This is a genomic window from Acinetobacter sp. 'aerobic (ED)' (assembly GCF_904886855.1).
GTDB classification, from domain to species: Bacteria; Pseudomonadota; Gammaproteobacteria; order Pseudomonadales; family Moraxellaceae; genus Acinetobacter; species Acinetobacter courvalinii.
This window is the reverse complement of sequence record NZ_CAJHGI010000004.1, coordinates 62128-86360: the sequence shown is the minus strand read 5'-3', so window position 1 is coordinate 86360 and position 24233 is coordinate 62128. Positions and strand designations below refer to the sequence as shown.

The 24233-nt window shown below is 41.9% G+C and carries 21 protein-coding genes; 9 read left to right on the top strand and 12 right to left on the bottom strand.

Going from position 1 to position 24233, the window contains the following annotated elements; translation table 11 throughout:
- The first annotated feature begins 299 nt into the window (after positions 1-299).
- Positions 300-743, top strand: coding sequence for an acetyltransferase (locus JO943_RS09235; RefSeq protein ID WP_202740617.1), 444 nt, complete (start codon positions 300-302; stop codon positions 741-743).
- 70 nt (positions 744-813) lie between these two features.
- On the opposite strand, the gene JO943_RS09230 is transcribed toward JO943_RS09235, so the two are convergent.
- Positions 814-1404 (bottom strand): helix-turn-helix domain-containing protein, encoded by a 591-nt coding sequence (locus tag JO943_RS09230; protein WP_202740803.1) that lies wholly within the window; start codon positions 1402-1404, stop codon positions 814-816.
- A gap of 502 nt (positions 1405-1906) precedes the next feature.
- On the opposite strand from JO943_RS09230, the gene astA reads away from it, so the two are divergent.
- Both astA and JO943_RS09220 read left to right on the top strand, forming a co-directional pair.
- Positions 1907-2944 (top strand): arginine N-succinyltransferase, encoded by a 1038-nt coding sequence (gene astA / locus JO943_RS09225; protein ID WP_202740616.1) that lies wholly within the window; start codon positions 1907-1909, stop codon positions 2942-2944.
- A gap of 455 nt (positions 2945-3399) precedes the next feature.
- Entirely contained in the window at positions 3400-4851 is a 1452-nt protein-coding gene (locus JO943_RS09220; RefSeq protein WP_202740615.1) for an amino acid permease, read from the top strand.
- 84 nt (positions 4852-4935) lie between these two features.
- On the opposite strand, the gene purB is transcribed toward JO943_RS09220, so the two are convergent.
- From purB to JO943_RS09190, 6 genes are all read right to left on the bottom strand, one after another.
- Positions 4936-6324: an adenylosuccinate lyase gene (gene purB, locus JO943_RS09215; RefSeq protein ID WP_202740614.1), complete on the bottom strand. Its 1389-nt coding sequence runs from the start codon at positions 6322-6324 to the stop codon at positions 4936-4938.
- A gap of 53 nt (positions 6325-6377) precedes the next feature.
- Positions 6378-7109, bottom strand: a complete 732-nt coding sequence (gene hflD / locus JO943_RS09210) for a high frequency lysogenization protein HflD (protein ID WP_005231407.1) — start codon at positions 7107-7109, stop codon at positions 6378-6380.
- Positions 7110-7127: 18 nt separating this feature from the next.
- Positions 7128-8261 (bottom strand): tRNA 2-thiouridine(34) synthase MnmA, encoded by a 1134-nt coding sequence (mnmA, locus tag JO943_RS09205; RefSeq protein WP_202740613.1) that lies wholly within the window; start codon positions 8259-8261, stop codon positions 7128-7130.
- A gap of 4 nt (positions 8262-8265) precedes the next feature.
- The gene (locus JO943_RS09200; protein WP_005231405.1) at positions 8266-8754 is read right to left on the bottom strand and encodes an NUDIX hydrolase; all 489 of its coding nucleotides are present in this window, start codon (positions 8752-8754) and stop codon (positions 8266-8268) included.
- 92 nt (positions 8755-8846) lie between these two features.
- Positions 8847-9533, bottom strand: a complete 687-nt coding sequence (locus JO943_RS09195) for a hypothetical protein (protein ID WP_202740612.1) — start codon at positions 9531-9533, stop codon at positions 8847-8849.
- Positions 9534-9625: 92 nt separating this feature from the next.
- Positions 9626-10492 (bottom strand): LysR substrate-binding domain-containing protein, encoded by an 867-nt coding sequence (locus JO943_RS09190; RefSeq protein WP_202740611.1) that lies wholly within the window; start codon positions 10490-10492, stop codon positions 9626-9628.
- 148 nt (positions 10493-10640) lie between these two features.
- Between JO943_RS09190 and JO943_RS09185 the strand changes: the two genes are divergently transcribed.
- Complete coding sequence (locus JO943_RS09185; protein WP_199973580.1) at positions 10641-12161, top strand: UxaA family hydrolase; 1521 nt, start codon at positions 10641-10643, stop codon at positions 12159-12161.
- Positions 12162-12220: 59 nt separating this feature from the next.
- A complete protein-coding gene (locus JO943_RS09180) occupies positions 12221-13246 on the top strand; it encodes a 2-keto-3-deoxygluconate permease (RefSeq protein ID WP_199973581.1) in 1026 nt (341 codons plus the stop codon).
- A gap of 103 nt (positions 13247-13349) precedes the next feature.
- Here JO943_RS09180 and JO943_RS09175 read toward each other — a convergent pair whose 3' ends face one another.
- From JO943_RS09175 to JO943_RS09160, 4 genes are all read right to left on the bottom strand, one after another.
- Positions 13350-13892 (bottom strand): gamma carbonic anhydrase family protein, encoded by a 543-nt coding sequence (locus JO943_RS09175; protein ID WP_202740610.1) that lies wholly within the window; start codon positions 13890-13892, stop codon positions 13350-13352.
- Positions 13893-13983: 91 nt separating this feature from the next.
- Positions 13984-15132, bottom strand: a complete 1149-nt coding sequence (gene dacC / locus JO943_RS09170) for a D-alanyl-D-alanine carboxypeptidase PBP5/6 (RefSeq protein ID WP_202740609.1) — start codon at positions 15130-15132, stop codon at positions 13984-13986.
- A 127-nt stretch (positions 15133-15259) separates the two neighbouring features.
- A complete protein-coding gene (locus JO943_RS09165) occupies positions 15260-15664 on the bottom strand; it encodes an MCR_0457 family protein (protein ID WP_005231397.1) in 405 nt (134 codons plus the stop codon).
- Positions 15665-15946: 282 nt separating this feature from the next.
- Positions 15947-16321 (bottom strand): MCR_0457 family protein, encoded by a 375-nt coding sequence (locus JO943_RS09160; RefSeq protein ID WP_202740608.1) that lies wholly within the window; start codon positions 16319-16321, stop codon positions 15947-15949.
- A gap of 102 nt (positions 16322-16423) precedes the next feature.
- Here JO943_RS09160 and surE point away from each other — a divergent pair, with 102 nt between their 5' ends.
- The 3 genes from surE to JO943_RS09145 all read left to right on the top strand — a co-directional run bounded on the left by surE (position 16424) and on the right by JO943_RS09145 (position 19200).
- Entirely contained in the window at positions 16424-17194 is a 771-nt protein-coding gene (surE, locus tag JO943_RS09155; protein ID WP_005231390.1) for a 5'/3'-nucleotidase SurE, read from the top strand.
- A gap of 109 nt (positions 17195-17303) precedes the next feature.
- Entirely contained in the window at positions 17304-18134 is an 831-nt protein-coding gene (locus JO943_RS09150) for a peptidoglycan DD-metalloendopeptidase family protein (RefSeq protein WP_005231389.1), read from the top strand.
- A gap of 136 nt (positions 18135-18270) precedes the next feature.
- Positions 18271-19200: a LysR family transcriptional regulator gene (locus JO943_RS09145; protein ID WP_005287268.1), complete on the top strand. Its 930-nt coding sequence runs from the start codon at positions 18271-18273 to the stop codon at positions 19198-19200.
- A gap of 38 nt (positions 19201-19238) precedes the next feature.
- Here JO943_RS09145 and JO943_RS09140 read toward each other — a convergent pair whose 3' ends face one another.
- Complete coding sequence (locus JO943_RS09140; protein WP_005231383.1) at positions 19239-21875, bottom strand: Lon protease family protein; 2637 nt, start codon at positions 21873-21875, stop codon at positions 19239-19241.
- A 184-nt stretch (positions 21876-22059) separates the two neighbouring features.
- On the opposite strand from JO943_RS09140, the gene JO943_RS09135 reads away from it, so the two are divergent.
- The gene (locus JO943_RS09135) at positions 22060-24231 is read left to right on the top strand and encodes an AmpG family muropeptide MFS transporter (protein ID WP_202740607.1); all 2172 of its coding nucleotides are present in this window, start codon (positions 22060-22062) and stop codon (positions 24229-24231) included.
- The last annotated feature ends 2 nt before the right edge of the window (positions 24232-24233 follow it).

Sequence of the window (24233 nt, the reverse complement as noted above, 5' to 3'; positions counted from 1 at the left end):
TTTTTTATTTGTCTGTGATATGTCCTTATCTCATCTCTCTTTTAAAAAGCGTATGATCATTTATAAAACTTGTGTTCAAATTGAAATGCAGGCGATTCGACCAGTACTGTCAGCAATTTTTATAGATTTGAAAAATTTAAAATGACGATTTCCCACTGAACAGAATGGATAGGTAAAAAGACTTTATTTTTATTACTATTGTAATTATTTATTCACTATAGTAAATTAAATTCATGGTGGATGATTCATTCTAGAGGAATTTTTTGCCCAGTTTTTAAGTTAATGTGAAGAGATATAAAATGTTAGACATTCGTATGTCACGTCCGGATGAGGGCGCTAAGGTAGTCGCAATCTGGAAAAGTTCGGTCGATGCAACTCACCAGTTTCTTAAGCCTGAAGATCGTCTTGAAATTGAAAAAGAGGTGATCGGCTTTTTTTCGGAGACACCGGTATGGGTTGCTGTAAATCCGGATGATCAACCGCTGGGCTTTATGTTCTTGCATGAAGGGCATATGGAAGCATTGTTCATTGATGCCATAGCCCGTGGACAAGGCGTTGGAAAGTTTTTGGTGTCCCATGCTTTAACCTTATATCCTAATCTCACCATTGATGTGAATGAGCAGAACCAGCAGGCAATTGGGTTTTATCAACATCTCGGATTTCAGGTAACAGGACGCTCAGAACTTGATAGTCAAGGCCGAGCCTATCCATTATTGCATCTTGCGTTTAAACCCAAGGCTTAATGCTATTTTTATTAAATTATTGATATTGGATTAGCTGAATGGGGGAAAAGCTGGTTTTGACCATTCATTGCTAACTCTGTTTCTGGCTAAAACTCACCATATAAATACAAGGTTGTTGATTATCAGGATTGGTTAATTGGCAATCTGCAGGTTGAGTGAGTGCGATGCAATCTCCAGTTTCCAGATGAAAGCGTTGTGTATCAACTTGAATATCAAGTTGTCCGCTTAATACCCAAATGGTTTGACCATTCAGGTGCTGGTATGCGCTTGCAGGAATGCTGAATTGTCCTGCCGGTGGAACTTCGACTTTAATCATTTCCGGATTTGCGCCTGCGGGCGAGATTGACCAGCGGGTAAGTCCTAATTGTGTGTCTGTCCAATAGTGTTGTTGCGATTTTTTAGAGACCAATACAGGTATATTTTGGCTGAGTTCAGCTTCTGCAAACAATTTGGATAGGGTAATACCCAAGGCACTGGCCAAACGACTGAGGATGGCTGCACTGGGACTGGACGCCCCGCGCTCAACCTTGCTGATCATGGCTTGGCTGACACCTGAATATTGCGCTAATTCAGCAACCGTCCATCCCTTACTTTTTCTTTGCTTCAGCAGTAAACGAGCGATTTCAGTATCAAGTATTTGACTGTCAGCTTTTTCAACCATCATATGAACCTTTAATTTCTGATCGGCATATTATGCGATAGAAATGAGTTGGATGTAGTACGCAATCCCGATATTAATGCTCTTGATTGAAATTTTTAGTTAATCGATTTAATGATGTTTCGCTCAGGGTCTTTGGTATGGCTTTCTAATGATAAAAATTTTTCACATTGTCACTGTCAATGAATAAATTGCTAAAAAACAGCTCATTTTTTGCTTAATTTTAAATTTTGTATGGCAATTAGTTTTTGAATAATAGAGTAAGCAACCTGAATATACCTGGCGTCATGCTATTTGCATTTGGTTTCAGGTTGATGAAAGTGGTCAAAAAAAGACTTGCATAATGAAAGTTAGCTCAGCCGAAAATTGGTCTGGCTAGGGAAAATTTAATAATTAAGGAATAAGAAATGTTGCTATTGTGCATGGTTCAGCAAGGACAGCGTCATTGGGATGAGGTGATACATGAAGATCATCAAGATCGTTCTCAAAATAAGGATCCAATCGCATGATGATTATCCGCTATATTGAGCAAAAAGATATTCATGATCTTTACCGCTTAGCACAAAAAGCAGGCTTTGGTTTAACCTCCTTACAACCTGATATGGAAATGCTGGCTGCCCGTATTGATCGGGCCGTAAAAACGGTACAGGGCAAATTAGATAAATCGGAGCAGGGCTATTTATTTGTACTGGAAGATACCGAACTGGATAAAGTGGTCGGTGTTTGTGGTATTGAGGTGGCACTTGGTTTAAAAGAGCCTTGGTATAATTTCCATGTCGGGACACAAGTTCATTCCTCCGAGCCTTTGAATGTGTATAAAGCGCTGCCGACCTTGTATCTCAGTAATAACCATACCAACTGTAGTGAGCTGTGTACTTTATTCCTCGATCCTGATTATCGCTTAAATAAAAATGGCAAATTTCTGTCCAAAGTCCGTTTTTTATTTCTGTCCGCCTTTAGACAATATTTTGAAGAAACCATTGTTGCCGAAATGCGTGGTTTTTCGGATGAAAATGGGCGTTCACCCTTTTGGGATGCAGTCGGTCATAGATTCTTTGATATGGACTTTACCAAAGCGGATTATCTCAGTGGGACTGGCAAAAAGGCATTTATTGCAGAATTGATGCCGCGCCATCCACTTTATGTCGATATGCTGCCTGATGAAGCCAAAGCCGTGATTGGTGCCGTACATCCGAATACTGTTCCTGCATATAACCTCCTGATTGAAGAGGGGCTGCGTTATAAGGGTTATGTCGATATCTTTGATGGGGGCGCAACCTTACAGGCTGATATCGAAAATTTAAGGGCGATTAAGGACAGTCATGTGGTGCAGGTACAGATTGAGCCATCTGATGTGGTTTCGGGAGATGATGAGCCGTATATCGTTGCTAATGATGATTATGATAATTATCGCGCAATCCTGATTTATAACCCTCCACATCATGATCTGGTGAAATTGACCGAAGAGCAGGCCCGTCAGCTGCATATCAAAAATAATGACTCGGTTCGGGTGTTAAATATCAATGTTCATCATAAACATTAAAAAATGACTTTTCGCATATTGCAGCATCTTTAAGCGTGAATTTTATTTGATTTATATTGTATTTTTTATGAGCTTAATCTATAGATATGAAATTTTAAGTTCTGTACAGTAAAGGCTTATAACGATTATTTACATAAAAAATCTCCTTATAATTAAATATATTTCACGTTTAATTGCTTGTAAATTGAGCAGGAAGATGTGAGTTCACCTTCAAGAGACAAGGGAATAGGATATGATGCTTGCGCCTAAAGGACTTTTGGCGAATAACAATAGATTTTAGTGCCCTGATAACGCATACATGAAAAAGCATGATTGGTGAGGTGAATACGACTTAATACATTCATTTTAAAATAATTTTATTGAACGAAATGGAATTTTTATATTAAAGCAGTTTAAAAATATTATATTTTTATCAAGTGCTTATAACGGTTGTTGTAAGTTGGAGTAAGGATTACATGAGTCAAAATAAAGAAAAGCAACTTCAGGATGAAGACCTGCCCGGGAACCTGCAGGATGAGGAAAAGTTACAGCGTTCTTTGACCAATCGTCATATTCAAATGATTGCGATTGGTGGTGCAATTGGTACCGGTTTATTTATGGGTTCTGGCAAAACCTTAAGTGTTTCGGGTACTTCCATTGTTTTAACTTATTTAATTATCGGCTTTTTCTTTTTCTTTGTAATGCGGGCAATGGGTGAACTATTGCTGGCCAATACCAATTTTAAAACCTTTGCCGATTTTGCAACCGCTTATATCGGTCCTTGGGCTGGCTTTTTCCTAGGCTGGTCGTATTGGGGCAACTGGATTATTACCGCCATTGCAGATGTGATCGTGATTGGGGGGTATATGCAGTTCTGGTACCCCGATATACCGGTCTGGATTCCTGCATTTACCTCGCTGGCGATTTTGACGATTTTGAACTTTGTCGCGGTTCGAATGTTTGGCGAGCTGGAATTCTGGTTTTCTCTCATTAAGGTCTCTGCCATTATCCTGTTTATCCTTGCAGGGATATATCTGATTAGTACAGGCTTTACTTCTCCAAGTGGCGTCAAAGCATCGATGAGTCATGTATTTGAAACTGAATCGATGTTTCCTTATGGCCTCACTGGCTTCTTGGCTGGCTTTCAGATCGCAATCTTCGCCTTTGTCGGGATTGAGCTGGTCGGCACCACAGCCGCTGAAACCAAAGATCCGCATAAATCACTGCCTAAAGCCATTAACTCTATTCCGTTTCGTATCCTGTTGTTTTATGTCGGCGCATTGGTCTGTATTATTGCGGTCACTTCTTGGGCAAAAATTTCACCAGAAAAAAGTCCATTTGTTGAGATGTTCTCTTTGATTGGCTTACCGATTGCGGCGGGTCTGGTCAATTTTGTGGTGGCAACTTCGGCGCTTTCTTCAGCCAATAGCGGTATTTTTGCGACCAGTCGTATGCTCTACGGTTTGTCTCTGGATAATGATGCGCCTAAAAGCTTTAGTAAGTTATCGAAAAGAAAAGTGCCTATTCGCGGTTTGGTTTTCTCTATGGCTTGCGTCACCATCGGCACTTCAATTTTATTTATTGTACCGAATGTCATGACAGCGTTTACCATCATTTCAGCGCTGACTTCGATCTTATGTGTCTTTACCTTTATACTGATTATTCTTTCTTATATTTGCTATCGTAAGAAGTTTCCTGAGTTGCATCAGCAATCTAAGTTTAAAATGCCGGGTGGTCTGTTTATGGCCTGGTTTACCATGTCATTTTTAGTATTTACCATCGTTATTCTGGCCCTGGATCATGATACCTTGATTGCCTTGGCAGTTTCACCCATCTGGTTTTTGGGCCTGTTTATTGCCTATCGCCGTAAAAAGAAAAAGATGCTGGAGCTGGACCTGCTAAAAGCCAGACCTATGGACTATGTTTGAGCAGGATTGCGCAGTTGCGATAAAATCTGACCCAGTTTAAAAAAAAAAGCAGAGCCGAGGCTCTGCTTTTTATGGCATCCGTTTTTAGATTTTGCTGATCAAATCGTTGATCTGTTTTGCTTGTTCAGCTGCATTACCTGTGTAGGTTGCAGGCGTAAGCTCAGCAAGGCGAGTACGTTCGTCTTCTGGAACTTGAGCAAGTTCATCACCTTTCACGAAGTTGACCATCATGTCACGTGTCATGGCTTGACCACGAGTCAGGGCTTTTAATTTCTCGTATGGCTTTTCAACGTTATAGCGGCGCATCACCGTTTGAATCGGTTCTGCAAGAACTTCTTGTGCCTGGTTCAAATCTTCATTTAAACGTGCAGCATTGAGTTCAAGTTTACCTACACCTTTTAAGCAAGCATCAAAAGCAATCAAGCTTTGTGCAAAACCAACACCCATATTACGTAATACGGTTGAGTCGGTTAAGTCACGCTGCCAGCGAGAAACAGGAAGCTTTTCACCAAGGTGGCCCAATACCGCATTGGCAATACCCAAGTTACCTTCAGAGTTTTCAAAGTCAATTGGGTTGACTTTATGTGGCATGGTTGAAGAACCTACTTCGCCATCTTTTAACTTCTGTTTGAAGTAACCGAGAGAGATATAACCCCAAACGTCACGGTTAAAGTCGATCAGAATCGTATTAAAGCGACGTAATGCATCAAACAATTCAGCCATGTAGTCATGTGGCTCGATTTGCGTGGTGTATGGGTTAAATGCCAAGCCTAAAGACTCAACAAATGCTTGTGCATGCGCAGCCCAGTCAATTTCAGGGTAAGCAGAGAGGTGAGCGTTGTAGTTACCGACTGCACCATTGATTTTGCCTAGTAACTCAACATTTTCAAATTGCTTGATTTGACGTGCTAAACGGTAAGCAACGTTTGCCATTTCTTTACCCAATGTAGTTGGGCTTGCTGTTTGACCGTGAGTACGAGACAACATTGGCTGTTCAGCATGAGTGGTTGCCAAAGCCGAGATTGAAGTAAGAAGCTGCTTCATGCTTGCCACGAGAACTTCACGGCCATTTTTCAACATTAATGCATGAGACAGGTTATTGATGTCTTCTGATGTGCACGCAAAGTGAATAAACTCGCCTGCATTTTTCAATTCATCAATGTTGGCAATTTTTTCTTTAAGGAAATATTCAACCGCTTTTACATCATGGTTGGTGGTGCGTTCGATTTCTTTAATGCGATTTGCATCTTCTTCAGAGAAGTTGCTAACAATCGCATCGAGCGCGGCATTGGTTTCATTTGAAAATGGCGCAACTTCGATGATTTCTGCACGATTTGCAAGTGCTTGTAACCAACGCACTTCAACCGTGACACGAGCGTGGATTAAACCAAACTCAGACAAAAAAGGGCGTAGGGCATCGCATTTGCTAGCGTAACGTCCATCAAGTGGCGAGAGTGCGGTTAAAGCATTCATACAGATTCCTTAATTTTGGAATAAACATAAAAATAAAATCGTTGGCATATCGGCTATACCACCTGATACTGCAAACGAGCGAGAGCTTGAATATCTTGCAATAACTTGCGTTTACTAAAGATCATACTCCACGAGCTGCCGCCGGACTGTTTCCATAAATGGGCCAGCTGCAAGCCTGTAAACAGGCAAGCGCGAATACGGTTAGTATGATTAATATCTTTAAAGGCTTCCGCATTACCACGGACTAAAATGCGCGGATTAATTTGGCCCGCAGTTTCAACATAGGTTTGTGCGAGATTGGCAATAATGCTGGGATGCAAATAATTATTATCAAAAAAGGAGAGTTGTTTTAGGATTTTCTGTTGGGCTGTTTCAATGATTTTAACGTATTCAGGATTGCCGTAGACTTTCTTTTCCAGCTGCAATAAGGCCATTGCATAGGACATTGGCAGTTTAGCGGTCGACATTTTGGGAACACGGGATTTGGGTGCCGTATTAAAGGGCTGGGTAATGCAGCCTTCTAATGTTTTTAAGCCAAGGGAAATATCGGCCAGCTGATTAAAGAAATCGAGGGTTTGCGTGGCATTATTGGCCGTCGGTCGAATATTCAGACTGGCCTTGATGAGCAGTTCGAAATAAAAGTTACCACTATCGCCAATACTTTGCTGTCCAGCCATCGCCGTCATATGCGTCAGCTGGGTTGCCTGGAACACCGCTGCCAATGCCAAAGCACGGTTTTGTCTGACATTCAACGCTTGCGTGTGCTGAAAGGGTAACTCGACCATGCTTCGCTTCCAATTTCCTTAAATAAAATCCGGTTCAGGTGCATTGGTATGGTGAATCACACCACCGCCTAAGCAAACCTCTCCTGAGTAGAACACCACGCTTTGCCCTGGTGTTACAGCGCGTTGCGGTTCATCAAATTCAACACGAATACCATTTTCAGTGTGTTCATCGCGGTAAATTGTACATGCCTGATCAGGTTGACGATAACGGGTTTTTGCTGTGCAGCGGAATCCAGCCGATGGAATGTCCTGTTCGCCAGCCACCCAGTCAATCGTCTCGCTCCAGAGCTGTGTGCTTTGCATCAACGGATGTTCATGTCCTTGTCCAATCACCAGTCGGTTATTGGCAATATCTTTATGGAGTACGAACCATGCACCTTCTTGTACACCTTTCATCCCACCGATACCGATACCACCACGTTGACCCAGCGTATAGTACATCAAGCCGTGATGTTCACCAACTTCTTTACCTGATTCCAAAACAATTTTTCCAGCTTGCGCAGGTAAGTATTGTTTAAGGAAGTCAGTAAAGCGACGCTCACCAATAAAACAGATACCCGTTGAGTCTTTCTTCTTGGCAGTTGCTAAATTAAGCTGTTCTGCAATACGACGAACTTCCGGTTTTTCGATTTCACCGACAGGGAACAGGGTCTTGTTAATTTCACGGCCATGAACTGCATGCAGGAAATAGGTCTGGTCTTTATTGTTATCGACACCACGAAGTAAGGGTGCGTAAGTTTCGCCACGGGAATTTTGCATGCTTGCGCCACGGCGTGCATAGTGACCTGTTGCAATGAAATCTGCACCTAGGGTCATGGCATGGTCGAGGAACGCACGGAATTTAATTTCTTTATTACACAGAATATCCGGATTGGGGGTACGACCTGCAGCATATTCAGCCAGAAAGTGCTCAAAGACACGATCCCAATATTCCATGGCAAAGTTGGCCGTATGTAATTTGATGCCGATTTTATCTGCAACGGCTTGAGCATCTGCCAGATCTTCAAGTGCAGTGCAGTATTCCGTACCATCATCTTCTTCCCAGTTTTTCATGAAAAGACCTTCAACCTGATATCCTTGTTGAAGTAATAATGCGGCAGAAACAGAGGAATCTACACCACCAGACATACCGACGATGACACGTTGTTGCATCTAATTAAGCGTCCAAATGAGAAGTTAATGAGGGAGAGAAAGGGTGCTCATAAATAAGCGATAAAGGATATTTCTTGCCAGCAAGGGCATCTTCAACAGCTTTTAAAACCAGTGGACTGCGCGCACGTGCTGATTCTTGTAGCTCATCCAGATTCATCCAGACTGCAGCAACAATACCTGTATCCAGTTGCGCATTTTCTTCAACTGACGTCACATGCGCCAGAAAGCAAAAACGGTAGTAGGTACGATCTGGAAACATCGGTGGGGTATAGGTATAGATCCCAAGCAGGTGATCGATTTCAACGTGATGACCTGTTTCTTCTAAGGTCTCACGGATCGCTGCCTGCACAATGGTTTCATCACATTCTACATGACCTGCAGGTTGATTAAACACGGTATGTACAAAGCCTTCACTGTGCTCTTCAACAAACAGAAAGCGTCCGTCTTTTTCGACTACAGTGGCGACTGTGACATGAGGTGTCCAAGCGGTCATAGAAAGCACCATGGTTTTAAAAAATGTATTCTACAAAATTTGAGAGTTTTTGGCTATGGTGGCTGAATCATAGATTGAGCCACTCACTACTTTTATTTTTGTTTAAGTTTACTATTGATAAATTTTTGTAGTTCTTTTGCTGATTGGCATGCTGGATCATCCTCTCCATATTTACAACTGTAATTAAGAACATTTAAAGCTTTTTTATAGTTAGGTTCAGTATTTTCCTCAGAAATTAATTGGTCTGCAAACATGGTACATCCCCAAGGGTCGCGCCAGTCGCAGGTTTTCTCAAATGTTGAAAAAATACACTTTTTTTGTTCAGCGGTTAAGTGTTCTGTAAAATTCAACATTCCAGCAGCCCTGTTGGTACAACCTGAGGCAACACCGAGTTCACAACTTCTTTGAAATAATTGTTCGGCTGGAAGTTTATAATTCGCTTCTTGTAATGATAAGGCTGAAAAGTAACAAGCAACGGCGTCATTTTTTAAACATAATTGATAACATTTTGATTGATTATCTTCACAAGCATTTGTTGTGCTATCAGAAGTGCTCGGAAATAATGTTTGTATTATAGGAGAGGAGCTGGCTGGGCATTTCTGTAAATTATTTCTAAAAACTTCTTGGTTTTCTATATCGTTTGCTATGGTAGCGTATGAGGAGGTATTAGTAGATGAGGACAATGAACTATTTAATTTATCATTTTCTGATTGAGTGGGGGAGCAAGCGGATAAAATGCAACAATTGCCTATAAAAAAACTTATATATGTTTTTTTCATAAAATTTAACTTTCCATAATTTATATAAATACTCATTTCTGATAAAATATTCCTCTATATTATTGTAATTTATTCTATTTGTGTTCCTCTATTCATATATTAATCCAGTCTAAAAACTGGTTGGCTTCCTGAGAAAGTTCTTTTTGTGGATTAATAATGGCATAGTATTGAAATTTTGGTGTTGCTGCGAGATCAAAAAGCTGGATCAGGGTACCCTCCTGAATTTGTTTTTTGACTAAAGATTCCCGGCCTAATGCGACTCCCAAACTATTCGCCGCTGCGTTATATAATAAGGATAGATCTTCAAAACGATGACCGTTGTTCGGTTCAGGGCAATCTAGACCTGCATGTTTAAACCAAGGCTCCCACGGTTCAAGATAGCTTCTCAATAAAGTACAGCTTTTAAGAGAAGCTATGGTTTTAATATTGTGGTTATAGGCATAAGAAGGTGAGCATACAGGAAAAATTTGATCTCTAGTAATCTGCCGCGACAACATGCGTGGATAAACCCCTGTACCGTAACGAATATCAAAATCTACATTGGATATCTCATAGTTTAGCTGGGATTTGGTGATATCAATTGCGATTTCTACATGAGGATATTGTTCTAGAAACAAGCGTATCTGGGGGAGTAAATAGTGATTTGCAAATGTTGGAGGAGATGAAATGGTAATCTTTTTCTTACTTTGTGCAGATGAATGAGGACTGCCCAAATGATCTAATGCAATCAGCGCTTGTTTGACTGAAAGGTAATAGGCTGCACCTGAGGTGCTTAATATAATTTTTCTAGTTGTTCTTTCAAATAGTTTTATTTTTAAAAAATCTTCAAGTGTCTGAACCCGATGCGAAATAGTACTTCTGGTTACATTCAATTCTTCTGCCGCTTTTGTAAATGAATGATTCCTGACCACAGAATCAAAGGCCTGAATGAGATGTAGAGAAGGGATACGTGACTGCATTATTGTCCAAAAAAATTAAACAATCACGAGTATAGATATCACATATATAATAATTTTAATAGTTTAGTCTGCATGTATCCAACAATTTTTTTGTTTGATAAGCCCGCCGAAATACGCTTCGTATTGATGTTAGCTAAAGGATAAGCAGATGATAAATAAGAGTAATGAAATATTAAAATTAAACGATGACGATAATATTGCAATCGCAAGAGTTGCCCTATATGCCGGTCAAGATATTTCAGCAGATTTAAAAGCAGTGAATGATATTCCCGCTGCTCACAAGATTGCAGTTAAAACGATATTAAAAGATCAACCTATATTTCGATATGGACAGATTATTGGTTTTGCGAGTCAGGATATTGCTGTAGGAGAGCATGTTCATACCCATAATCTAGCCATGGCAAGTTTTGATCGGGACTATGCATTCAGTAGCAATGTTAAACTGGTTGAAACCATTCAACAGCGGACTTTTTGGGGTATCAAGCGTGCTGATGGCCGAGTTGCTACACGGAATTATATTGGTGTCATTAGTACGGTAAATTGTTCAGCAACAGTTGTGAAAAAAATCGCACAATATTTTGATCAGAGCGAAATACTTAAAAATTATCCCAATATTGATGGCGTTGTGGCGTTATCGCACAGTTTTGGCTGCTGTATCGATCACCATGGAGAAGGTTTGCAGCAATTAAGAAGAACGATTAAAGGTTATATGGAGCATGCGAATTTTGCAGGTGTGCTGATCGTGGGGCTGGGATGTGAAGCCAATCAGCTCAAACCATTATTGGCAGCAAGAGAACAAGGCATTACCCAGAACGTACAGCATTTAATCATGCAGGAACAAGGGGGAACCCAAAAAACGATTGATAAGGGCATTGAGTTGGTGGCAGGGATGTTGACAGAAGCCAATCATGTGCAGAGAGAAGCTTTACCCTTATCACATTTATGTGTTGCCTTACAGTGCGGCGGATCAGATGGTTACTCGGGTATTACGGCGAATCCAGCCTTAGGTGTTGCAGTAGATCATCTGGTCAGGCATGGTGGCACAGCCATTCTATCTGAAACTCCGGAAATCTATGGTGCAGAGCATCTTTTGACTCAACGGGCGATTAATGCTGAGATTGGAGAAAAACTCGTTTCTTTAATTCACTCCTGGGAAAATTATGCAGAGAGAGAAAAAGGTAGTATTGATAATAATCCGACGCCAGGGAATAAGGCGGGCGGCTTAACAACAATTTTAGAAAAGTCACTTGGAGCTGTCGCAAAAAGTGGTTCAACACCTCTAAAGGGGGTGTACAAATATGCAGAACCGATTGATACAACGGGATTGGTTTTCATGGATGCACCAGGTTATGACCCAATGGGGGCGACAGGGCAAATTGCCAGTGGTGCTAATCTGGTCGCATTTACCACTGGGCGTGGTTCATGTTTTGGAGCTAAACCAGTACCTTCAATAAAAATCGCAACGAATAGCAGAATGTATGAGCACATGCTTGATGATATGGATATTAACTGTGGAAACATCATGGATGGCATATCAACCGTAGAAGAAAAAGGACTGGAAATATTTGAAATGTTAATTCGCGTGGCCTCAGGTGCGCAAAGTAAGAGTGAAGGGCTAGGGATAGGAGGAGAAGAATTTGTGCCATGGATGATTGGGGCGCAGATGTAAACTGTCTTATGGAAAAAATTTAGAAAAATATTGTCATTGAACAAGATGGAGATTGTGAAATGGAAATAAAAAGAATCATTGATAAGGTGCCTGGTGGAATGATGCTCATTCCTCTCTTATTGGGTGCAACTATACATACCTTCGCGCCTAATACGGCCGAGTATTTTGGTTCATTTACCAAAGGATTGATTACTGGAGCAGTACCCATTTTAGCTGTATGGACGTTTTGTCTCGGTGCTTCCATTAATTTAAAGGCCACAGGAACAGTCGTGCGTAAAGCCAGTATCTTAATCGGCGCCAAAATTGGTATTGCCTGTATTATTGCTTTTATTCTTGGGCAATATATGTTGCCAACGGAGATGCTGACGGGTACTTTTTTTGCAGGATTTTCTATTTTGGCCTTGGTGGTGGCATTTGACATGACCAATGCGGGATTATTTTCATCTTTAACCTCGCAATACGGCAGTAAAGAAGAGGCTGCGGCTGGTGCTTTAATTGGCATTGAATCTGGCCCCTTATTTACCATGCTGATACTTGGCTCTGCCGGCGTAGCATCTTTTCATCCTGCCCATTTGGCTGGTGTGGTATTACCTTTTTTATTTGGTTTTATGCTAGGGAATCTGGACGAAAATCTTAGAAACTTTTTTGCCCCAGCCGCCAAGGTGATGATTCCTTTCTTTGGTTTTGCATTAGGAAACAGTATTGATTTCAGCTTGATTCTAGAGACGGGTATTCCTGGTGTAATTTTGGGGGGCAGTGTTGTTATGATTTCAGCTTTGGTATTAATACCTGCCGATATTTTATTGGCTAAGGGAAATGGTGTGGCAGGCGTTGCAGCTTCGAGTACAGCTGGTTCTGCCGCAGCCACTCCGATGTTGATTGCACAAGTTGCACCTCAGTTTAAAGACGTAGCACCTGCTGCGACGACATTAATTGCGACATGTGTCGTTATATCCGCTATTTTGGTACCTTTATTAACTTCGATATGGGCAAAACATTTTGCATGGAAAATTGATGTTAAGAGAAAAACAAAGCAGGATTCTCTTTCTCTTGAAGTCTTAGAAAAAGAAATATCCAGTGGATAATGTTTAATAAATATCGTACAGTCTGGCCCTTCACGGGGGGCTAGACTGTACTTTATTTACTTAGATGTTTTCTCATCTGAAAGCGTGTTAAAAAGATGGTCACTTAATCAGGCGAATTTAAATAATTATCCTTCACTTTCACATAGTGACGTGCCGAGTAAGGTAAAAACTCCATTTCTTTTTCAGTCAGTGCACGCACTTGTTGGACAGGACTGCCGACATAGAGATAACCGCTTTTTAATACTTTACGTGGCGGAACAAGACTACCGGCACCGATCATTACATCATCTTCAATGATGACGTCATCTAACACGACGGTATTAATCCCGATCAAGACGCGATTACCAATGGTGCAGCCATGTAAAGTTACATGATGCCCAACCGTTACATCTTCTCCAATGACCAGTGGAGAACCATTCGGTTTAGATTGATTCTTATGGCTGACATGCAACATACAATGATCCTGTACGTTACTGTTTTTGCCAATCTGAATTGAATTTACATCACCGCGAATCACGGCAAAAGGCCAGACTGACACATTTTCAGCGAGTTTAACATCACCTACAACAACCGACATGTCATCGATATAACAACTTGAATCAACATCTGGTTTCTGGTCGAGATAGGGACGAATGTTCTTTTGCATAGCAGCGTTCGCTTGAAAATTTAGGAGAATTATAAAATAAAAAAGCATTCATACCCAAGAGCATGAATGCTTAATTTAACGATTCTAAAATTTAGAACAAGTTACTGAAGAACATTTTGATATGGTCAATCATACGTGCAAAGAAGCCAGCTTCTTCAACTGGTTTCAATGCGACCAATGGTTTTTCTGCAATCACTTTACCATCCAGACTTGCAACCAGTTTACCTACCACTTGGCCTTTAGCTAAAGGTGCATTGAGTTTAGGCTGAACCACAAGCTGAGTTTTGATTTTGTCTGCCTGGCCTTTTGGCATGGTCACATTGAAGTTTTCTGCTAAGCCAATTTGAACATCCTCTTGTTTACCGAACCAAACTTTAGCCTTGGCAAGAACCTGGTTGGCTGGTTGGACATTAGCAGTTTCAAAGTTTGAAAAGCCCCAGGCTAAAAGCGTACGTGTCTGATCGGCACGTTCATTCATGCTTGGTGTTCCGAAAATCACTGAAATTAAACGCATTGGACCGCGTTTACTTGACGTGGTCAAGCAGAAGCCCGCTTCATTGGTATGACCTGTTTTTAAACCATCTACACTTGGATCGGTATAAAGCAGGGCATTACGGTTGCCTTGTTTGATGCCATTAAAAGCAAATTCTTTTTCTGAATAAATCGGATAGTATTTAGAACTGTCTTTAATGATGTGTTGGGCAAGAATTGCCATATCTTTAGCAGTTGAATAATGACCTTCAGCTGGCATACCGGTTGAGTTGATAAAGTGAGTGTTCACCATACCAACACGTTTTGCTTCCTGGTTCATCATATGGGCAAAGGTCCCTTCATTGCCCGCGATATGTTCAGCCATTGCTTTAGAAGCATCGTTTCCTGACTGGATAATAATACCACGCAACATTTCTAAAACTGTTGCAGTACCATTCAGTGGAACATACATACATGATTCAGAGCTGCTACCACGACACCACGCAGATTCATTCATGCGTACCTGTTCGTTTTCAGTCAATTCACCCTTTAAAAGTTTCTGCTCAATGATGTAGCTTGTCATCATTTTTGTCATCGAAGCAGGTGCCAGTTTTTCATTTTCGTTTTTGGCAGCGAGAATCTGTCCGGTCTCGTAATCCATTAATACATAGGATTTATTATTTAATTCTGGTGGAGCGGATAGGACAGTTGCTGCATATGAAAAGCTTGGCAAAAGTAATAATGCAGCAAGAGCGCTTTTGTGAGTCATTCTAGGTGGTTCCAATATCTTGTATGAAGCAGACGAGCCTAGCATTTTAGGATAAAGCAAAGCCGACTTCTACGGGGGAAATCGGCTTTTTCATACAGTATTGTAACCTGAACCTTAATTGTTCATCTTATTTAGAATAATAATTACGAACGTCATCGCAAATTTGACGGTTATCACTGTCAGAAGCTGCTTTTGCATCATTACGTGCTTCTTTTAAAGCTTCTTTAAAATCTTTACCTTTTACGCGTTTATTCAGGCTTTCAACCGCGTTGGCATCGTTATTCAAATAGGCTTTAACCAGGTTGTCATAAGCTTTATTAAATTTTAGATCTTTGCCAATCAGGCTTGGACAAATTTCAGAAAGCACATAGATCGCGGCAAGCTCTTGCTTGGTAACGCTATCTGAAGTTGGAGTCACTTCAATCTTTTCTGCTTCTGTAGATTTTTTATCTGCCGCAAATGCCGTAGGAGCTAGAGCGCTAGAAGCGATGAGAAATGATAAACCTAGTGTTTTAAAAACATTTTTCTTCATAATAAATCAAACTCAGAACAAGACTTAAAGAATTTGAATAACTTATAGCATAGAAGCCAGTAAAAAAATGTATGTTTGCTGTAGGAAACGTGGAGAAAGTGTGGGTTTAAATTTTCAGAATTTAAAATTCTTCAATACTTTTAACTGGTTTTTTGATTTCAAAAGTCTTGTGGTGGGTCTTTTTTTCAGGGTGAAAGGAGGGGATGATGTGTTGAGTTGAATAGAAATGGTGTGATTTTAAATCATTTTAATTTAAAACCACACGGATATACGAAAGCCAGATTAGCCTTCGAAATTCAAGACTTCTTCACATACCACTTTTTGCTCAGCCTTGTCGACTTCTGCCGCTGCTTCATGGGCATCTTTTAACAGGCTTTTAAATTCAGCATCTTTTTGCAAACTTTCAAGCGAAGCTGATTTGTCAGAATAGTTGCTTAAATAGGTGCCGACCATTTTTTTGATGTTCTGATCAAATTTGGCATTTTTCCCAATCAGAGCTGGACACATCTCAATCAGTACCTGTGCATTGGCAATGTCATCTTTAATGAGGGCATCTGCTTCTTTCACTGAAACCGTTTCATCTGCAAAGACAACAGGTGCTGTAAAAAGCGTGAAACTCACCCCAAAAACTTTAATAAAATTAGATAAATGTCTCATGGCTGCGTAAATTTTTAATACTAAGAAGCCATAAATATATATAATTCAAGGAATAATTCAATTGAAAAAACTGCTTAGTAACATTGAAGAGAATTGATTTTAGTGAATATTTTAATAGCAAACGATGATGGTGTGTTCGCACCCGGTCTACAAGCTTTGGCTCAAGCATTAAAACCTTTAGGTCGTGTGGTTGTGGTTGCGCCTGAAAGTGAACGTAGTGGTTATTCAAGTGCATTAACGCTGGACCGTCCTTTACGTCCTGTACAGATTGCTGAAGATGTCTGGGCGGTCAATGGTACGCCAGCAGATTGTGTCTATTTGTCCATGAATGGCTTATTTGATTTTGAATTTGATCTGGTGGTCAGCGGAATCAATAGTGGTGCGAATCTGGGCGATGATGTTTTATATTCTGGTACGGTTGGTGCGGCTTTTGAAGGGCGGTTAATGAAGCACCCTGCGATTGCCGTTTCACTGGCGGGCGCCAATGTACGAGCCTACGAGCATCCTGAACATTATGCCAAAGCAGCGCAATGGGTTCATGACTTCATTGCCAAAGGCTTGCCGGTTTTACCGCCGCGACATATCTTTAATATTAATATTCCGGATGTTGAGCAAATTCAAGGGGCTCAAGTGACCTACCAAGGCCGCCGGGCACAATCCAAACCGATCAGCAGTCATGTTGACCCGCGTGGACGTCAGGTGTACTGGATTGGATTGGCGGGTGAAGCCGTTACCGATCCGCAACCTGTCTCGGATTATGTCCAGTCAGATTTTTTTGCAGTCTCAAATGGTTATGTCAGTATTACCCCGATCCAGATGGATGCGACGAACTATACCGTATTGGAAAATTTACATGCGCATGTAAATGGTTAAGGGTATGAATGTTATAACTTTGTGAATAAAGAAAGTGAGAACTCGTTTTTTCTCACTTTTTTGATACTCTTAGCGCAAATAAATTGAGGTTTTTTCGATGAGGGCGAAGATGCACTTAAACCATGTCTCGGTTTTTCTATCACAGAAAATGATTAAAACAATCGTTTTGTCTATGGCGGTTGCGACAGTGGCAGTTATGACAGGGTGTGCATCAAAACCGCAAGTCAATGGTGGAGCACGTCATACGCTGCCAGCACCAAACTATTACACGGTGCGTTCAGGCGATACCCTAAGCGGGATTTCAAATCGTTATGGTTTGAACTATCTGAATGTGGCTGCACTGAATGATATCGCACCGCCTTATCGTATTTATGTCAATCAGTCATTGCGCTTAAAAGGCTCGGCTGCCCAGCGTACAACATCGACGCAAGCCATGGCACAAACCGCACCAATCCAGCGTCAAAGTATTAATTTACCAAGCCAGCAACCCGTCGCACCAAAACCACAACCAGTGGTACCACGTCCGGTAGTGCCGACCGTACCGGTTAATCCGTCATCTTCGACTGTGGCTTCAAGCCTGCGTTGGGTGAAACCATCAAATGGTGCCGTCATTCAAACCTTTAATCTGGCGAGTAATGTCAAAGGTACACGCTATGGTGGAAATGTGGGCGATCCGATTTTTGCAGCTGCAAACGGGCAGGTGGTCTATGCGGCGGATGGCTTAAAAGAATATGGCAACCTGGTATTGGTTAAACATATTGATGGCTACATCACAGCCTATGCCCATAACAGCAAGATGCTGGTGAAAAGCGGTGATAATGTGACAGCAGGACAGAAAATTGCAGAAATGGGTTCTTCTGGCGCGTCGCAAGTCATGCTGGAATTCCAGGTTCGTTTAGATGGCAAACCTGTGAACCCGAGCACAGTTTTACCAAATTAACTAAAGATTATTAATAAACTTTCAATAATTTATTAATAATTCCCCTAGTCTATAAATAGACTTCCTTGTATACTTAATTTGATTGCTTTCATTAGAACAATAAGCATATTAATAAATTAAGTTGAGAGGGAAGTCTATGCTAGATCAATTGCGTGCAATGGGGGTCTTTGCTTGTGTCGTCGAAAAAAGTTCTTTCAGTGGTGCAGCAAGAGAACTTGGAATTACCACCAGTGCGGTCAGTCAACAAATCCGTTCTTTAGAACAAGAAATGGATGTCACCTTACTTCATCGTTCCACCCGAAAACTCAGTCTCACTGAAGCTGGACAGGCATTTTTCCTCAGTTGTCAGGAAATGTTGGCCGCAGCTGAGCGAGGCAAAATCCGCATTAATGAATTACGTGATGATCTGGTGGGCGATTTGCGTATTGCTACCACACCTGAACTCGGTGCCTTGCACGTTATTCCTGCATTATCGCACTGGATGTCGGCACATAAAGGGCTGGCGATTCATTTTGAAGCAGACCATCGTTATATTGACCTGATCGAAGAACGTATTGATATTGCGATACGCATGAGCTTGAAGATGGAAGATCAGCAATTGTCTGCTGTGCCTTTAGCGCGGGTAGATCAGGTTCTGGTTGCATCTCCAAGTTATCTGAATCAGGCGCAACCAATCACCCGTCCTGAAGACTTGCGTAACCATGAATTACTGCCGATAACCCTCATGCAAAATTATCAACATTTTACCTTCCGTCACGGGATCAGTGGCGATGTGGTGAATGTGGATATGAAAACACGTTTAGGTACCAATAATGTTTTTGTCGCCAAGGCGTTATGTCAACAAGGGCATGGCATAGCACGTATCCTGTATATGGATATTCAGAAAGAACTGATCAATGGATCGTTGGTTGAGGTTCTGCCAGATTGGCAACTACCATCTTATACCTTGCATGCTTTAACCTCTAAACGCGAACAATATCCAATGAAGGTGCATCGCTGTATTGATGCTTTGAAGCAATATTTTGCCCAGTTACCGGGGGGGCGCTCTTTACAGGGTGTTGCCTAAGTCAAAAGGCCATGTTCCTCGGAACATGGCCTTTTTCTTTATCTGCTTTTCTTTTTACGCATCGATTTTAGCGTTTTTGCCTCAGCAGTGTTTTCTTCACTTGCTTTGGCTTTTGCTTCTACCTCATCTTTCTTGGTTTTTTTGCGCTTTTTCTTTTTCTTTGGCTCATCCTCTTCTACAGCTTCACCGTCTTCAATGGCTTGCCAGTACTCAAGCTGTTCCATGACTGCAGCATAAATCGAATTTTTGCTGTAGCGACCTTTTTTATCCAGCGTACCTACTGGGCGCGCCATTAGAATTTCTAAGGCCTGGTCAATGGTGTCAATCGCGTGCACATGGAAGAGTCCCGCTTTGACGGCTTCACTCACGTCCTGACGTAACATCAGATGTTGCATGTTTTGACGTGGAATAATCACTCCTTGTTTGCCAGTCAAGCCTTGCAATTTGCAGGCATCATAGAAACCTTCAATTTTGGCATTGACACCGCCAATCGGCTGCACCTGACCCAACTGGTTCATCGAACCGGTAATTGCCCAAGATTGGTCAATCGGGATCTGGCAGATTGCAGAGATCAAGGCAGACAGTTCCGCAACGGTTGCACTATCACCATCGACCTGACCATAGCTTTGTTCAAAAGCCAGTGCGGCAGAGAAGTGCAGGATCTGTTCACGACCAAAGTGTGCTTTTAGGAAGCTCGACATCAACAACACACCTTTGGCATGCAGAGAGCCGCCTAGTTCGACACTGCGCTCAATATCCAGAATATCGCCGCCACCTTGATATACAGATGCCGTCAGGCGAGAAGGGAGACCAAATTCGACATCAGCATAATGAATCACGGAGAGGGCATTGATTTGACCTAGTCGGTGGCCTGAGGTTTCAATCAATTGGGTGCCACGTGACAGATCCTGCCAGTACAGTTCACGTAAATAGCCTAAGCGGTATTGACGATGATGCAGGGCCTGATTGACATGCTCGTCGGTCACGATCTTGTCGCCTGCTTTAAAGGCATGGTGATGCGCTTCACGAATTAAATCGCCTAAGGTAGATGCATGGAGCGATAATGAGCTTTGGTCTTCAGCCTGACGACTTGAATCCGTCAGCAAGGCTGCAAGTGCAGAGCGATCAAAAGGCAATAGTTTGTCAGCTTGTACATAATCCGCGATCAGCTGCATATAGGCCTGCTCATTACTGTCATTACGTTGTAATGTATCTGTAAAGTCAGCACGGATTTTAAAGACACTGCCAAGTTCAGGCTCAACCTCTAAAATTTCATAATAAATTTCAGGTTCTGCCAATAAAACTACTTTTATTTCAAGCGGAACGGAAGCCGGCTCTATGGAAATGCTACCTGTTAACGTCAACATGTGCTCTAGCGAAGACAGCTTGAGCTGACCCGATTTTAAGGCACGTTTCAATCCCTGCCATGCATAAGGTTGCTCTAGCAGTTGCTCTGCTTCCAGCATCAAAAATCCGCCATTGGCCTGATGTAATGAACCTGGACGAATCAAGGTAAAATCAGTGGTAATGGTACCGTTATGGGTCAGTTGCTCAACATGGCCCAACAGGTTGTAGTGCGTCGGAAAGTCTTCAAAAATGACAGGTGCACCGCTATTCGGTTTATTCGACACAATGACATTGGCTTGGTAGCGTGATGGAACACGGTTGAATAAAGCAGGGGTAAAGTCATCCTCTTCTTGTTCAAGAATCAGCTCAACATTGTCAATAATGTCTTCTGCATAATGTTTTAAATATAGATCCAGACCTTTGACGTCTTTATTTTTATTTAAAATCGATTCTACCCGTGGGGTAACCACTTGTGTTGCGATATCGCGATTTAGACTTGAAACCTGATCACGGGCATCATCTTCCAGATCACCGAGATGTAATCCGAGGCGTTCGAGTTTCTTCTCCATATAGCGAATATTGGAAGTAATTTCTGCACGCTCTTTGCTATTCAGAGTATTCAGGTCAGTTTGCGTCAACTCATGATATTCATTGTCCTTGAGTTGCATGGGAACAAAGACATGTTTGTCATTACGTGAAATCAGTTTTAAATCGAGTTCTTCACCTTCTTTGGTCAGTTCGACCAGTGCCTGCTGTTGAACATCACCGGTATCCTGACGAATACGCTCAATGCGGTTGTGATAGCTTTCAGCACTAAAACGGCGTTCTAATTGTTTAAGAATAATTTGCCATGTTTGCTGTAAGGCATTCTGGAACTTAACCCCTTGTCCTGCCGGAAAGCGTAAAGCAATCGGTTGACGCGGATTTTTAAAATTATTGAGATAGACCCAGTCATCCGGAGTCGGCATGGTCTTGGCATGTTGTTGCAGTAAACGCTTGATCATGGTGCGTTTACCCAGGCCTGCTGTCCCCACAGCAAAAATATTATAGCCAGAATAAGGCAGCGCGATACCCGCCTCAACGGAAGCGCGTGCGCGGTCTTGTCCTAAGAAGTTATTAAGCGGCTTGATTCGTTTGGTTGAACTTGGTATTTCCGCTAAATCTGGAATATGTGTGAGTTGGTCTGCACGTAGTGCTGTTTTAAGCAGTGTTGGTTGTATGTCCGTCTGTTCAAAAGCGCTTGGAAATGAATTGATCTTCGCTGTAATCGTGTTTGTTGGTGTTAAAGATAAAGTTGTTGCAGTCATTTGATCAAGTTTTTGGGTCACTGTTGCTATCCAACAAATAAACGTAAGTTGAGTAATTAAAGGTATACAGTTTTAGACCTAAAGATCAAGCGAACTTGTGTTTTTTATCGACAAAACAAAAGAATGATTGCATAAAGCAACTTGCAAGCAGGAGCAAGAAACGATTGAATAAGCACATTTATAGATTATTGGAAAATAATAACCAATGACAACGCAAGCCACCGGGTGGGCTTCGGCATTTAAAGCATTTTTAGATCGCCGTGCCCTGATTATGTTATTTCTTGGTTTCTCTGCGGGGATACCGATTTTACTGATTTTTTCTAGCTTGTCTTTATGGCTGGGTGAGGCGGGCATTGAGAAGAGTGCAGTCACTTTTTTCAGTTGGGCTGCATTGGGATATTCTTTTAAGTTTGTCTGGGCGCCGCTGATTGATGAATTGCCCGTACCATTTTTAACCAAACGTTTAGGTCGACGCCGCGCCTGGCTGCTGATTGCCCAAAGTTTAATTATCTGTGCAATTTGTATCATGGCATTTTCTGATCCGGCGCTTGGGCAGAGTTATTTGATCCAGATGGCCGTGGGTGCGGTGTTACTGGGTTTTTCTGCGGCAACGCAAGATATTGTGATTGATGCCTATCGTATTGAACTCGCTGAAACCGAAATGCAGACCGTATTAGCGTCTACCTACAATGCAGGTTATCGTATCGGGATGATTGTTGCGGGCGCTGGGGCTTTGTTTTTAGCTGCTTATCTGGGCACTGCGAAAGGGAACTATATTTACGAGGCTTGGAAATATACCTATTTAACCATGGCCGCCGTCATGGTGGTCGGGATTATTACCACGCTTTGTGTGCGTGAACCGCAGGTCAATCGCGTCAATAAGCATTACAAAACCACGGATTATTATCGACTGGTCTTTGTATTCTTTATTGCAGTCGCGACATTCGTGGTGAGTTATATCTATTCGGGTAATGTCACTGAAGCAATTTCGAAATCTGCAGCTATTAAAGATACAGCTGCCTTATTTGGTCTGGAAGCACTACGCTTTTTGACGGCTACAGCCTCGGCGCTATTGATTGGTTTTGGACTGGTCAAAGTTGGTGTAGTAAATCAGCAAATGGCGAAAGAAACCTGGGTTGCGCCGATTCTGGACTTCTTTAAGCGTTATGGTGTCAAGCTTGCATTGGTGCTGTTATTGCTCATTGGTTTTTTCCGTATCTCTGACATTATTGCAGGCGTCATTTCCAATGTCTTTTACCAGGATCTGAACTTTAGTAAAGAGCAGATTGCGGAAGCCGTGAAGATCTATGGTGTTTTATTTAGCCTGATTGGTGGTTTCCTTGGTGGTTTGCTGGCACAACGTATGAACATTATGAAACTGATGTTTGTGGGGGCGGTGCTGGCCAGTTCAACCAATTTGATTTTCATTGGTCTGGTTAAGTCAGGTCAAGCACTGGATCAGGTGCAAGTTCAGGTGGGTGAACAGCATTATCAGGTACACACTGATGAGGTGGGCTACTGGAAGTTGCAAGTACCGAATGAGGTCTTGGCGAAAGCCAAGGCAGTTCAGGTCAGTGCCCAGTATCAGAATCAAGCTGATTCAAACATTCAACTTGCAGTGCCTTATTTAATTACTTCACAACAGCCACAAATCCAGTTGTTGCCGATTAGCAACGATGATCAGTTAACGCCAAAAGAGTTAAAACAAAGTCTGGTGGTTAAAGGGCAGTTGGCAGGGATTAAGGCTGAAGATTTAAATGCAGAACGTCCGGTTGTTTTAAAACTGGATGGTCAGGAATTTGTCGCGAAAGTTGATTCTAGCGGTTTATTTACGGGTGCTGTGGATGGCAAGCTGTTGCAGGCATCTAACAGCAAAACCATTACCGCTTTGGCGAATCTGAAAAATAACACTGGCCATGAATTACTGGCAACCCGAAAATATCGTATCGATACCACTGCACCTACAGAAGCGCTAGATATTGATATTCAGCCTGTGGCGGTGATTGAGCCAGGTCAGGCTGGCACTGTTGAACTCTCGGGTAAGGTCATTAAGAGCTATAGTTCTTTATGGTTGTATTTGGCGATTATTATCGATAATTTAGCCTCTGGATTGGCAGGTGCAGCATTTATTGCCTTCTTATCCAGCTTAACCAGCGTATCATTTACAGCCGTTCAATATGCGATTTTCAGTTCTCTCATGACGCTCACGCCTAAATTGTTGGGTGGTTATTCGGGAACAATTGTCAGCAATATCGGCTATCCGAATTTCTTTTTAATGACGACTCTAATTGGTATCCCAATTTTAGTTCTTGTGGTTTGGGTTGCGAAACTGTTACGTGATCATGAAAACCAGACAACACAGCAGAAAGGTGAATAACT